Here is a 12,042-nt window from a genome sequence, read left to right as displayed (position 1 = left end):
TATAACCCGGTCAGCCACGCGGCGAAAGCGACCCGCAAAGGCGAATGTGGCGATAGCCGCGCTCGACCACGCCCCGCCGCGCCAGTTCGCCGAGCGCCGCGCCCAAGGTGACGCGCGACACCCCCATCAGGTCGGCGAGCTGTTGCTGCGTCGCGCGGACGATGTCGCCGGTCGCGCTGTCCTGCGCCATCACGCCGAGCAGCTACGCCAGCCGGTCGACGGTGCTCAGCCGCCGTTCGGAGTCGATCAGGTCCAGCGCGCCCGCCAGCTGGCGCGAGAGGCTGCGCAGCAGCAGTTCGGCCCAGCCGACATCGGCGGCCATCATCCGGCGCAGCAGCGGCCGGTCGATCGCGACGAGCCGCGCATTGCCGCTGACGATAGCGTCAACCTGCCGCGGCACGCCGGTAAAAAAGGCGAGCTCGCCGAACAGATCGCCCGCCGCGAGCACCGCGAACAGGGTGAAGCCGCCGTCCTCGGCATAGCGCCCGACCGCGACATGCCCGTCGACGACGGCCCAGAAAGCATCGCCGGGATCGCCCCGATGCTGGACGAACTGGCCGTCAGCAAAGGACTGCGGCCGTTTCTGCGCCGCGAGTTCATCGAGCTCGCGCGCCGACAGCCGCGACCGTTCGGCCATGGCGAATTGATAACTTCTTTGCATTTCGATTCGCGACGCTGTGCGATGACACGCGCAAAGGCAAGCGGCGAACGACCGCTCAATTGGCTGGGAGACGGCATATGTATCTGACCACTGCGCAATCGAGCCTGCTCGTCGCCGGCATCTATCTCGGCTTCTGCCTGCTCGAACTGTTCTTCTGGGACATATTGTTCGGCACCGCGAAGATCACGCGGCGTTTCCCGCAAAGCTATGGCGTCGAGAATCTGCCGCCCGCGACGCTGGGGCAGCAATTGCTGTGGCCGATCTTTCCCGAGAACAGGGATATGGACGCGCATATCGCCGGCGCCGCGCCGGCGACGTCCAAGGCGGTCCCGCTGACCTAACCCGCCCCGCGCGCCACGCCGAGCCAGCGTGCGGCGCGCGGCAGGCGCGGCAGGACCAGCCGCTCGGCGATCCAGAGCAGGATCAGCGACGCGGCGAGCAGCGGCAGGAGCGCGGCGAGGATCAGGATGATCGCGGCGACGCCCCGGAGCCGCGCGGGATCACGCGTCGCCGGCGGCGCGCCGAGCGCATCTTCGGGCTTGCGGCGGCGCCACATCAGAAAGCCCGAGACGGCGAGCGTGAACAGCGCGAGCGCGGTCAGGGCGCCGATCAACTGGTTGATGCGGCCGAAAAGCTGCCCCTCGTGCCAGGCGATGCCGATGTTCACGACGCGGTCGATGACATGCTTGTCGGCGAAGCCGCTGCGCGCGACCTCGGCGCCGGTCGCGGGATCATAGCTGATCTTGCGCACCTGCGGCCGGTTCTGCGTCTGCGTCGTCAGCGTCCATGTCTCGCCGTTCGGCGGGCCGAAGAGGTTGGGCGCGCCGGGCGGCTGGACGATCGCGGGGGCGGGCATATGCTCGGCGCGGGCGAGCGCGACGATGCGCGCGAGCGGGACTGCCGGGGCAGCGGCGTGGCCCGAATGATCGGCCATCGCCATCGCGCCATGATCGTGCGCGGCGTGCTCGTCGGCACCGCCGCCTTTCCAGTCCTGCACCCCCGACACCCAGCCCATTTCGGCGCGGACGGCGCGAAAGCCGCTCGCCCAGACGTCGGTCCACGGCAGCGCGGTGAAGAGCAGGACGAGTGCGAGGCCCGAGACCCAGAAGCCGGTGACGGCGTGGAGATCGCGCAGCGCGGTGCGTCCGCCGAGCGACAGGCGCGGCCAGATCACCCCTGCGGCCCCGCGCCCGCGCGGCCACCAGAGAGTGAGGCCGGTCAGGATCATCACGATCGCCCAGCTCGCGGCGAGTTCGACCAGCAAGCTGCCGGCGCGGCCGATCAGCAGGCTGCCGTGGATGCGCGACAGCCACGCCGAGATGCGCTGATCGGGATCGGCCGAACCGATCACGCGCCCCTGCGGCGAGACCGCGACGTCGCGCATCGTGCCGTTCGACAGGCCGAGATGGACGATCGCGGCATCGCCCGGCGCTTCGGGGATGCGGTAATGGTGAAAACTTGCGCCCGGAAAATCGGCGCGCGCGGCGGCGACCTGCGCATCGGCGTCGACGACGCCCACGGTCGGCAGGCCACGCCACGCGCGCTCCTGCCACCGGTCGAGATCGGGCTTGAACAGATAAGCCGCGCCCGTCACCGACAGGAGCAGGATGAAGGGGATGACGAACAAGCCGGCATAGAAATGCCAGCGCCAGATCGTGCGATGGAGCGGAACGCGGCCCGTGTCGATCATCCCCTCCCCCCTTAAAAGCGCGCGCGGATGCCGGCGGAGATCGCGCGGCGTTCGACGGGATAATAGATCGCCGACGTCGATGTCACCGCGATCGCCGCGCTGATGTCGCCGATCGCCTTCTTGCCGATGATGTTGCGAACGTCGACGAAGGCGTCGATGCCTTGCGCGATCGTCGCCCCGCCGGTCACGCCGATCAGCGCATAGCCCGGCGTCGACACCCGGTTGCGATAATCGGCGAAGGGGCCGTCGGGCACCCATTCGAGGTTCGGCGCGATGTGCAGCGCGTCGCTGCCGACCCGCAGCTCGGCGCGGTAGACGTGTTTGGGCACGACCGGCAGCCGGTTGTCGCCGAATTGCGTGTCATTGCGGAAGCGGAAGTTGCTGTAGGTATAGACTTGGCGCAGCTTCAGCCATTCGGCCGCCTGAAATTCCAGCGCCGCTTCGACGCCTTCGTGGAGCGTGCGGCCGGCGTTGAAGGTCGACGCCGGTATGTCGGGACCGATGTCGAATTGCAGCAATTCGCCTTTGATCGTCGAGCGGTAATAGGTGACGTCCCAGTTCAGCGGCCCCGACCGTCCGCGCGTCCCGACCTCAGCCGTCCACGCGCGTTGCGCGTCGAGCGGGACGAAAGCGGCGACCTGACCCAGCTCGATGAAACCCGGAAATTCGACCGACCGGCTGTAATTGGCGTAGAATTGCACGCCCGCCGAGGGTTCGAACAACAACCCGACCTTGGGTGAAAAGGCATCGAAGTCGGCGCGGCCGACCGTGCCGTTCTGCGCCGGATCGGAGGCGTTGAAATTCATCACCTGCCGCCGTTTCCCGTCGGCATAGATGCCCCCCGCGATCAGCGTCAGCTCCGCCACCGGGCGGACGCGGACTTCACCATAAAGCGACGCCGCGCGCGCGTGCTGGTCGGCGTTCACGCGCAGCGCGCCGCGCTTGCCGCCCCGATTGACGAAACGTTTTGCCCGGATGTCGCCGACGCGCAGTTCGCCGCCGAAGGTCGCTTCGACGATGTCGCCGGCGTAATCGAGGCGGAAATAGCCGCCGCGATCGAGTCCTTCCTGATCGACCACCTCAAAAATCGGGTGATAGAGCGACTTGGCGTTGACGAAGGCGCCGACGTCGAGCTTCACCGCGCCCCAGTCGAAGCGCGTGCGGTTCTGGATACGGATCGAATCCACGTCGCGGCCATGGTCGCCCGCGATCGTCCCCGCGGTGGCAAGGCGCGGTGTGGTGAGCGCCTGTTCCATCGTCAGCGCGCTCGGGAGCTGCTGGTCGATGCTGTTGACGCTGACGTACAGCCGGTTCGACACCACATCGCTGAACCGCATGCCGACATTGCCGTTGAAGCGGACGCTCTTGCGCTTCAGATGATCGCGGTCGCCGTCCGACGTATCGGCGCTGATCGCCCCCCACGCATCGACGCGGTCGGTCGCGACCCCGGCCGAGACCAGCCCGCGCACGCTGTCGAAGCTGCCGACATCGCCGCGCAGATAGATACCCTCGGCGGTCCGTCCGGTCGGCGTCACGCCGTTGATCGCGCCGCCGAGCGTGCCCGAGCCGAAGCGCAGCGCGTTCGACCCGCGATACACCTCAAGATGGTCGAAGAAGATCGGTTCCAGTTCCTGGAAATCGCCATTGTCGTCGGCGTGGTTGATCGGCACGCCGTCCTGCAGCAGCGTCAGCCCGCGCATATGATAGCCGCGCGAGAGGCCCGATCCGCGGATCGAGATGCGCACTTCCTGCCCGTATCGCGGCTGGACATAGACGCCGGGCGAGAAAGCGAGCGTGTCGCGCAAGCTGACGATCGACTTGTCGGCATAATCTTCATGCGAGACGACGTCGGTGCCGCCCGCCGTTTTCGCCGCGCGCTCTTCGGCTTCGTTGGTGAGCTGCGGCGCGGTGACGATGATCGTCGAGTCGGCCTCTTCGGCATGGGCGGGAATGGCGGCAATACAGGTAACGAGCGCCAGCAAGGGCGCGCCGCGATGAATGAGATTCGTCATTGGAAAAATCTTCCCGGAAACAGGCATGGGGCCGCGCGGCTTGGCCAGCGCGACATCTCACATCGTCATCCCGGCGAAGGCCGGGATCTCGACGCCGCGTCAGGGCGCGAGGGCGAGACCCCGGCCTTCGCCGGGGTGACGGGATTTATGTCAGGGAAGGTGGCCCGGTACTCGGGGGCAGCGGTGAGGCGATGCCCGGTGCGTAGCCGAGCGCAGGCGGTGCGACCGGGACGGGCTCGACGGCCATCGGCGCGGCGGCGAGGACCGGCAGATCGGGAACGATCGGCGCGCCCGCGAGCGCGCCCCACGGGCAATTTTGCTGCGCCTCGCCGCCGTCGTGGCTACCGGCTTTTTCGAGCGGAATCGTGACCATCCCGCCGGGGTTGGCGGGGTCCGAACAGATGCGCACGGTGATCGACCCGCCGGCGTCGCTCTCGATCATCCAGCCCGGCGCGACGAGCATTCGCGCGGCGAGCGCGAGCATCAGCGGCAGAAGCAGCAGGATGCCGGGTCGGCGAAAGGCGGCGAGCAGGCCCACGCCCCGCGCCTTATGGCGCGGCTGCGCGGCTGGCAAGCGGACAGATTGCCCACTTCGCCCCCTGCTATTCGGCGGGCGTCTCGTCGGTCTTCTTGCCCGTACGCGTCCAGGGGTAGAGGAACTGGCCCCAATAATCTTTGGGCACATCTTCGGGGATGCCGTAATTTTCGGGCCAGCGGTCCTTCGGCAAGTGGAAGGTGCCGAAGAGCTTGTCGATCCACGGGAAATGGATCGCGAAATTGACGTCGAACGCCTCGCGCTCCAGCCCATGGTGCCAGTGGTGGAAGCGCGGAGTCGCGATCCAGTGGCCGAGCCGGTTGAAATTGCCGCCGACATTGGCGTGGAGCAGCGACGACCAGACATAGACGAAGCCGATATAGGCCTGCATCACCGAGGCCGAGAAACCGAGCGTGAACAGCGGCAGCGAGGTGATCGAGCGGAGCAGGATGATCTCGGCGAAGTGCATCCGCGACCCCGCGAGCCAATCCATCGATTTCGCGCTGTGGTGCACCGCGTGGAAACCCCAGAGGAAGGGGTAACGGTGGAAGCTGCGATGGAAGAAATATTGCGCCACGTCCGACGCGACGAGCACGATGACGAACTGGACGATCCATGGCAGCGAGGCGATGGTGGCGCGGAACGCTTCCCAATTGCTCGTATTCGCATTGATGATCGTCGACGGCGCGAGCGCGAGGAAGCCCAGCACCTGCACGAACATCGTGCTGACGAGATAATAGAAGAGATCCTCGCGCCATTCAGTGCGGAACAGGCGCTGCGTCCGGCGATGCGGGAAGGCGCGTTCGAGCGGCGCGAACATGAAGCCGGTGACGAGCAGGTTGACGACGAAGAAGTCGAGCCCGAAGAAAATGCCCCAGTCGCGCGTCTCCTGCGGCTGGACGTTCGCGCCGCCGACGAGGATCGCGGCGAGCCCGATCATCAGCGCGGTAAGGCCGAGCACTTTGCGCGGGCGCAGCAGCAGGCTGAGCAGCGAGAGGCCGTAGCTGACGAGCAAGGTCGCGTGGACGAAGCCGCGAAAACCGCCCCAATCCTTGAGAATTTCGAGTTCGGGCGTCGCGAACCAGTCGGGGAAGCGCAGCGCGATCACCATGAGGAAGCCCGCGATCGCGAACAGCAGACCGAAGAAGCCCGAGAGCCACCCGCTGCCGAACCGCCGCACCTCGGTGTGCGATTCGAGATCGCGCATCAGATTCTGAAGATAGTCACGCTTTGCCATGTACCGGGCTTCCCCTTTTCCCGTTTGCCCTGAGCTTGTCGAAGGACCGTTCTTTCTTGCAACGTTGAAAGAAAGAAGAACAGCCCTTCGTCAAGCTCAGGGCGAACGGAAATAGGGTGTTCGTCAACCCGCTGCGGCGACAATCTCCGCCCACTCCGCCTCATCGATCACGCGGATGCCGAGCGCGCTCGCCTGCTTGAGCTTCGAGCCCGCGCCGGGCCCCGCGACAACGAGGTCGGTCTTCGCGCTGACGCTGCCCGCGGCCTTGGCGCCGAGCGCCTCTGCTTGAGATTTTGCTTCGTCGCGGCTCATCGTTTCGAGCTTGCCAGTGAAGACGACCGTCATCCCCGACACCTCGCTTGTCCGCGTCTCGACGACGTAAAGCGGCGGCGCGACTTCGGAGAGCAGATCGTCCCACAGGTCGCGGTTGTGCGGTTCGTGGAAGAAATCGGCGAGCGCCTCGGCGACGGCGGGGCCGATGCCATCGGCGCGGACTTCGAGGATCGATTTGAACGCCTCGACCTTGCGCGTCATATATTTGCCGTCGGATTCGCCCTCGCCCTGCGGGTTCGCTTCCAGATAGGCGTGGATTTCGGCCGCCTTTGCGGGAAGCCTCGCGATGTCGCCCAGCCCCTTGAGCAGATCGCGCGCGGTCACCGCGCCGACGTGGCGGATGCCGAGCCCGAACAGCAGGCGCGCGGCGTCGGGCGCGCGCTTCGCCTCGATCGCGGCGAAGAGATTGTCGACCGATTTTTCCTTCCACCCCTCGCGCCCGAGCAGTTCGGCGCGGTGCGCCTTGAGGCGGAAGATGTCGGCGGGCCCCTTGTCGAGCCAGCCGAGGTCGAGAAACTCCTGGATGCTCTTTTCGCCCAACCCCTCGATGTCGAGCGCGCCGCGGCTGACGAAGTGGCGCAGGCGCTCGAATTTCTGCGCGTTACAGATGAGGCCGCCGGTGCAGCGCACGTCGACCTCGCCCTCTTCGGCGACCGCCTCGCTTTTGCACACCGGGCAATGGTCGGGGAAGGCGAAGGCCGCGCGATCCTCGCCGCGGGTGAGATTCTCGACGACCTGCGGGATCACGTCGCCCGCGCGCTGGATGACGACGCGGTCGCCGGGGCGCACCCCGAGCCGGCCGATCTCGTCGCGGTTGTGGAGCGTGACGTTCGATACGACCACGCCGCCGACGGTGACCGGGGTGAGCCGGCCGACGGGGGTGAGCTTGCCGGTGCGGCCGACCTGGATGTCGATGGCTTCCAACGTCGTCTGCGCGCGTTCGGCGGGGAATTTGTGCGCGATCGCCCAGCGTGGCGCCTTGGCGACGAAGCCCAGCCTTTGCTGCCAGTCGAGCCGGTCGACCTTGTAGACAACACCGTCGATGTCATAATCCATCTCGGCGCGGCGGCGCTCGATTTCGGCATAATGCGCGAGGACGTCCTCGACGCCCTCATAGCGTTTCAGCAGCGGCGACACCGGGACGCCCCAGCCCGCGATCGCTTTCATCACACCATCTTGGGTATCGGCGGGAAGCGCGCTGACCTCACCCCAGCCGTGCGCGAGGAAACGCAAGGGGCGTGACGCGGTGACGCTCGCATCCTTCTGGCGCAGCGAGCCCGCGGCGGCGTTGCGCGGATTGGCGAACTGGCGGGCCTTTTCGGGGTCGTCGGCCTCGGCGAGCAGGCGCGCGTTGAGTGCGGTGAAATCGGTCTTGGCCATATAGACCTCGCCGCGGATCTCGAAGACATCGGGCGCAGCGCCCTTCAGCTCCTGCGGGATGTCGGCGATGTGGCGGACGTTGGCGGTGACGTCCTCGCCGACGCTGCCGTCGCCGCGCGTCGCGGCCTGCACGAGCCGGCCCTTTTCATAGCGCAGCGAGCAGGAGAGGCCGTCGATCTTGTCCTCGGCGGTCATCGCGACCGCGGCGTCCGCGCCCAAATTGAGGAAGCGCCGGACGCGCGCGGCGAACTCCTCGACATCCTCGGCGGCGAAGGCGTTGTCGAGGCTCATCATGCGCTGGGCGTGCGCGACCTTGGCGAGCGGCGAGCCCTCGACCGCGGCGCCGACCTGATTGTTCGGGCTGTCGGCGCGGATCAGCTGCGGAAAGGCGTTCTCGATCTCGTTATTGCGGCGGACGAGCGCGTCATAGTCGGCGTCCGAAATCTCGGGCGCATCCTCGGCATGATAACGCTTGCTGTGATGGGCGATCTGCTTCGCCAGCCGCATCAGTTCATTGGCGGCCGCGGCCTCGGACAGCGATTCGATTTCGGTCATGCACCGGTCTTTGCCACCGGCGTGAATTCGGCGCGAGTGCCAAATCCGGCGATCAGCGGGCGTCCCTTTGCGATCGTTGCCTGCACCGCGGGCAGCTTCAGCGAGGCGGCGTGCGCCTCCTTGCTGTCCCACAGTTCGACGATCCAGATCGCGTCGGGGTTCGCGCTATCCTCGCCGATCAGATAGGCGATGTTGCCGGGCATCTTGCCTGTCCCTCCGGAGAGGATCGCGACGAGCGCGGCGCGCTGACCGGGCTGCGCCATCATCTGGCCGAGCAGGCCATATTGCGGATCGGCTTCTTCCATCTTCGCCTCCAATGCGCGGAGTTTCGTCGCGGGGAGCAGCGCCGCCGCCATCGCAAGCATCACGGCGAGATGCTCGCGACGGTTCATTTGGCGAGCACCAGCACATGGACCTCGCGGCGGATGCGGAAACCGAGCGATTCATAGAGGGCGATCGCCCCCGCATTGTCGGCATAGCTGTGCAGGAAGGGCGTCTCGCCGCGCGCCACCATTTCGCGCATGACATGCCCGATCAGCGCCCGCGCGAGCCCGCGCCCGCGGCAATCGGCCCATGTCGCGACGCCGCTGACCTCGGCCATGCCTGGAACGAGGATACGCTGCCCCGCCATCGCGAGCAGCCGCCCCGCTTCGCGGACTCCGAAGAAGGGGCCGTAACGATGTGTCGTCGGCCCCCAGGGGCCGGGCTTGGCATGATCGGCGAGCGCCGCCATTTCGGCCGCGTCGGCCTCGCCGAGCGCGAGGATCGCGGATTCGCCCTGACGCGCGGCCGGCGGCGCGCCGTCGGCGACCATTTGCGCAAGCACCGCGCGCTTCACCTCGCGCGTGCCGTCGGGCACCGGCCAGGGCTCACCCTCGACGATCCAGAGTTCGCGATCGTCCGGTATTAACGCGGCCAGCGCCGCCTGCGCCTCGGCGCCGGTGTCGGCGGCAACCCCGAACACGCCATAGCCGCGATCGATCCGCAGCGCTGGAGCCTCCCCCTCGGCAAGATGCGCCTGCCGTCCGGTGAGCATGCTCCAGATGGGACGGTCGAGCGGGTGCGCCGTCACGTCAACTCTCAAGGTCAACAGAGAAAGTACGATGAGATATTTTTGCTTTGCGAACGGCAATTTTCTCGAATGCAGAATCAGCCAACAGCGCTCTGAGCCTTTCCTCATTCTCGTCGGACATCCGAGAACCCAGTATGACTTCTATTAGTCCAGCCTGATTGAACTCTGCACCAGTTTCCGTATCACCATTGTATATTACTCTATACTCTCCTTCATACGACCAGTCTGAAGGCTTTGTAAAAAACATAGAATCATTAAGCTCAGATTGCACTCTTTGAAATTCTTCGTCCAAGCATTCTTCTTTTCGGTATGTCAATGCCCTGAGCAATAAACTGAAAGGAAGAGTTGGCCGTTGCCTTTTATATGAGACAACCCCTTTTCTATATCTCATCTCATTGAACGCTCGACCTGTAAAATGAAGACAAGCCCCTTTATGTGCCGCCGCGTAATGGGACCATAACAACGGAGAATCCAGATTGTCACTAAATGAGAGAATTCTTGCACGCCTAACAGTGCCCCTATACGTTCTTCGGCATTTTTCTCGCCAACTTTCCAAATCTTCGAGATCGAACTCGGGATCCATTTGACAGGCAGATCCACCTTTACTGTAGAACTTAAGAGATTCTTTTATAGATTCTTTCGACAGATCATCAATTAATACAGGACAAAGTTCAAACGGATCATTCAATGCGGTAGAAGTGCTGCCAACTAGGACGCTTTCTTTAATGGTTCTCTCCAAATACGTCCAAGATGTCTTTGTAGAAAGTGAAATAAATTTAAATATTGACTGCGAATCGGATATCTGAGGAGTCAGAGTCCCAATTGCTGACGATGATTTCGCCTTGTTGTGATCAGTCTCAATTATTATCGACATCAAGCCACCTCCAGCAACTTCTCGGCCTGCGCGCGCGCTTCCGCGGTCACTTCGGCGCCCGAGAGCATACGCGCGATTTCCTCGCGGCGGCCGGCGTCGTCGAGGGCGTGGACGCTGGTTCGGGTGACAATTCCCTCGCTCGATTTGGCGATGATGAAATGGAAGGCGCCTTTCGCCGCGACCTGCGGGCTGTGCGTCACCGCGAGCAATTGCTTGCCCGCGCCCGAAAGCCGCGCCAGCCGGTCACCGATCGCGCTCGCGACCGCGCCGCCGACGCCGCGGTCGATTTCGTCGAAGATGATCGTGTCGGCGCCGCCCTCTTCGGCGAGCGCGACCTTCAATGCGAGGATGAAGCGCGAGAGTTCGCCGCCCGACGCGATCTTCGCGAGCGGCGCGAAAGGCGCGCCGGGGTTGGTCGAAATGAGAAATTCGACGCGGTCGATCCCCTCGGCGCCCCAGCGTTCGGCGGGCAGGCGTTCGATTGCGGTCTGGAACCGCGCCGCGTCGAGCTTGAGCGGTACGAGTTCGCCCGCGACCGCGGCGTCGAGGCGGACGGCGGCCTTGGCGCGCTGGTCGGACAGGGCGGTTGCGGCATGGGTATAGGCCGATGCGGTTGCGGCAACGGCGGCTTCGAGCTTCGCCAGCCCCGCGCTGCCGCCCTCGATCGCGTCGAGCCTTGCGGCGAGTGTGCCGGTGAGTTCGGCGAGTTCGTCGGGCTGGACGTTATGTTTGCGCGCCATCGCACGCAGTTCGAACAAGCGCGTCTCGGTCGCCTCGAGTCGTTCGGGGTCATATTCCATCGCGCGCGCGGCTTCGTGGAGCCTGGTCTCGGCCTCGTCGGCCTCGATGATCGCGCGATCGAGCCCCGCCAGCGCCTCGGCGAGCAGCGGGTGATCGCCCGCGAGCCGGTCGAGCCGCCGCGCCGCGCCGCGCAGCAGCGCCGGGCCGCCCGCGCTGCCGTCGAAGGCTTCGAGGATCGCGCCGAGATCGCCCGCGATCCGCTCGCCCTTCTGCATCGCGGCGCGCGCTTCGGCGAGTTCGGCTTCCTCGCCCGGCTGGGGGCCAAGCGCCTGCAATTCGGCGACGCAATGTTCGAGCCATTCGCGGTCGCGCTCGGCTTCGGAAATGGCGGCACGCGCGGCGGCGAGTTTGTCCTCCGCGGCGCGCCACGCCGCATGCGCGGCCGCCACGGCGCCGGTGTCGGCGCGCGCATAGGCGTCGAGCAAGGCTCGGTGCCCGGCAGGCGCGAGCAGCCCGCGGTCGTCATGTTGGCCATGAATTTCGACCAGATGGCCGCCGACTTCGCGCAGCAAGGCGGCCGAGCAGGGCTGGTCGTTGAGGAAGGCGCGGCTGCCGCCATCGGCCTTCAAGGTGCGGCGGATCAGCAGCGGCTCGCCCGCCTCCAGCGCGATCTCGTTATCGGCGAGGAGCGCGCCAAGCGGCGTGTCCGCCGCAGGCGGAGTGAAGCTGGCCGTCACCTGCGCTTGCCCGCTCCCCTGCCGCACCAGCGCGCTGTCGGCGCGCGCGCCGAGCGCGAGCCCGAGCGCGTCGAGCAGGATCGACTTGCCCGCCCCCGTTTCGCCGGTGAGTACGCCGAGCCCCGCCTCGAAGTCGAGGTCGAGCCGTTCGATCAGAACGATATTGGCGATGGACAAGGCGGTCAGCACGGGCCGTCCTTACCGCAGAACAAAGG

The 12,042-nt window shown here is 65.9% G+C and carries 12 protein-coding genes; 1 reads left to right on the top strand and 11 read right to left on the bottom strand.

All coding sequences use genetic code 11. From position 1 onward, the window contains the following. Window positions 1-10: 10 nt before the first annotated feature. Both GGR90_RS16530 and GGR90_RS16525 read right to left on the bottom strand, forming a co-directional pair. Complete coding sequence (locus GGR90_RS16530) at window positions 11-190, bottom strand: helix-turn-helix domain-containing protein (protein ID WP_167922477.1); 180 nt, start codon at window positions 188-190, stop codon at window positions 11-13. 12 nt (window positions 191-202) lie between these two features. Beyond that, a complete protein-coding gene (locus GGR90_RS16525; protein ID WP_167922476.1) occupies window positions 203-637 on the bottom strand; it encodes a Crp/Fnr family transcriptional regulator in 435 nt (144 codons plus the stop codon). Window positions 638-738: 101 nt separating this feature from the next. Here GGR90_RS16525 and GGR90_RS16520 point away from each other — a divergent pair, with 101 nt between their 5' ends. Beyond that, on the top strand, window positions 739-1,002 hold the full coding sequence (locus tag GGR90_RS16520) for a hypothetical protein (protein WP_245198740.1): 264 nt from the start codon (window positions 739-741) through the stop codon (window positions 1,000-1,002). Here the strand turns inward: GGR90_RS16520 and GGR90_RS16515 are convergent. The 9 genes from GGR90_RS16515 to recN all read right to left on the bottom strand — a co-directional run bounded on the left by GGR90_RS16515 (window position 999) and on the right by recN (window position 12,016). After that, a complete protein-coding gene (locus GGR90_RS16515; protein ID WP_167922475.1) occupies window positions 999-2,351 on the bottom strand; it encodes a PepSY-associated TM helix domain-containing protein in 1,353 nt (450 codons plus the stop codon). The genes GGR90_RS16520 and GGR90_RS16515 overlap by 4 nt on opposite strands. An 11-nt stretch (window positions 2,352-2,362) precedes the next feature. Continuing rightward, the gene (locus GGR90_RS16510) at window positions 2,363-4,363 is read right to left on the bottom strand and encodes a TonB-dependent receptor family protein (RefSeq protein ID WP_167922474.1); all 2,001 of its coding nucleotides are present in this window, start codon (window positions 4,361-4,363) and stop codon (window positions 2,363-2,365) included. Between the two features lie 145 nt (window positions 4,364-4,508). Further along, a complete protein-coding gene (locus GGR90_RS16505) occupies window positions 4,509-4,901 on the bottom strand; it encodes a hypothetical protein (protein ID WP_167922473.1) in 393 nt (130 codons plus the stop codon). Between the two features lie 64 nt (window positions 4,902-4,965). Next, entirely contained in the window at window positions 4,966-6,135 is a 1,170-nt protein-coding gene (locus tag GGR90_RS16500; protein WP_167922472.1) for a sterol desaturase family protein, read from the bottom strand. Between the two features lie 123 nt (window positions 6,136-6,258). Continuing rightward, window positions 6,259-8,403, bottom strand: a complete 2,145-nt coding sequence (gene ligA, locus GGR90_RS16495; RefSeq protein WP_167922471.1) for an NAD-dependent DNA ligase LigA — start codon at window positions 8,401-8,403, stop codon at window positions 6,259-6,261. Next, window positions 8,400-8,795, bottom strand: coding sequence for a putative quinol monooxygenase (locus GGR90_RS16490; RefSeq protein WP_245198738.1), 396 nt, complete (start codon window positions 8,793-8,795; stop codon window positions 8,400-8,402). Before GGR90_RS16490 ends, ligA begins: the two co-directional genes overlap by 4 nt. After that, on the bottom strand, window positions 8,792-9,439 hold the full coding sequence (locus GGR90_RS16485) for a GNAT family N-acetyltransferase (RefSeq protein WP_167922597.1): 648 nt from the start codon (window positions 9,437-9,439) through the stop codon (window positions 8,792-8,794). Before GGR90_RS16485 ends, GGR90_RS16490 begins: the two co-directional genes overlap by 4 nt. A 37-nt stretch (window positions 9,440-9,476) precedes the next feature. Continuing rightward, window positions 9,477-10,349: a DUF2971 domain-containing protein gene (locus GGR90_RS16480; RefSeq protein ID WP_167922470.1), complete on the bottom strand. Its 873-nt coding sequence runs from the start codon at window positions 10,347-10,349 to the stop codon at window positions 9,477-9,479. Beyond that, window positions 10,349-12,016, bottom strand: coding sequence for a DNA repair protein RecN (recN, locus tag GGR90_RS16475; RefSeq protein ID WP_167922469.1), 1,668 nt, complete (start codon window positions 12,014-12,016; stop codon window positions 10,349-10,351). Before recN ends, GGR90_RS16480 begins: the two co-directional genes overlap by 1 nt. Between the last annotated feature and the right edge of the window lie 26 nt (window positions 12,017-12,042).

The organism is Sphingopyxis italica (assembly GCF_011926545.1).
Lineage (GTDB): Bacteria > Pseudomonadota > Alphaproteobacteria > Sphingomonadales > Sphingomonadaceae > Sphingopyxis > Sphingopyxis italica.
This window is presented reverse-complemented; position numbering and strand designations above follow the sequence as displayed.

Coding starts and splice junctions, on each gene's coding strand:
- GGR90_RS16530 (WP_167922477.1), bottom strand. CDS start 190: ATGGCGCAGGACAGCGCGACCGGCGACATCGTCCGCGCGACGCAGCAA.
- GGR90_RS16525 (WP_167922476.1), bottom strand. CDS start 637: ATGGCCGAACGGTCGCGGCTGTCGGCGCGCGAGCTCGATGAACTCGCG.
- GGR90_RS16520 (WP_245198740.1), top strand. CDS start 739: ATGTATCTGACCACTGCGCAATCGAGCCTGCTCGTCGCCGGCATCTAT.
- GGR90_RS16515 (WP_167922475.1), bottom strand. CDS start 2,351: ATGATCGACACGGGCCGCGTTCCGCTCCATCGCACGATCTGGCGCTGG.
- GGR90_RS16510 (WP_167922474.1), bottom strand. CDS start 4,363: ATGACGAATCTCATTCATCGCGGCGCGCCCTTGCTGGCGCTCGTTACC.
- GGR90_RS16500 (WP_167922472.1), bottom strand. CDS start 6,135: ATGGCAAAGCGTGACTATCTTCAGAATCTGATGCGCGATCTCGAATCG.
- ligA (WP_167922471.1), bottom strand. CDS start 8,403: ATGACCGAAATCGAATCGCTGTCCGAGGCCGCGGCCGCCAATGAACTG.
- GGR90_RS16490 (WP_245198738.1), bottom strand. CDS start 8,795: ATGAACCGTCGCGAGCATCTCGCCGTGATGCTTGCGATGGCGGCGGCG.
- GGR90_RS16485 (WP_167922597.1), bottom strand. CDS start 9,439: ATGCTCACCGGACGGCAGGCGCATCTTGCCGAGGGGGAGGCTCCAGCG.
- GGR90_RS16480 (WP_167922470.1), bottom strand. CDS start 10,349: ATGTCGATAATAATTGAGACTGATCACAACAAGGCGAAATCATCGTCA.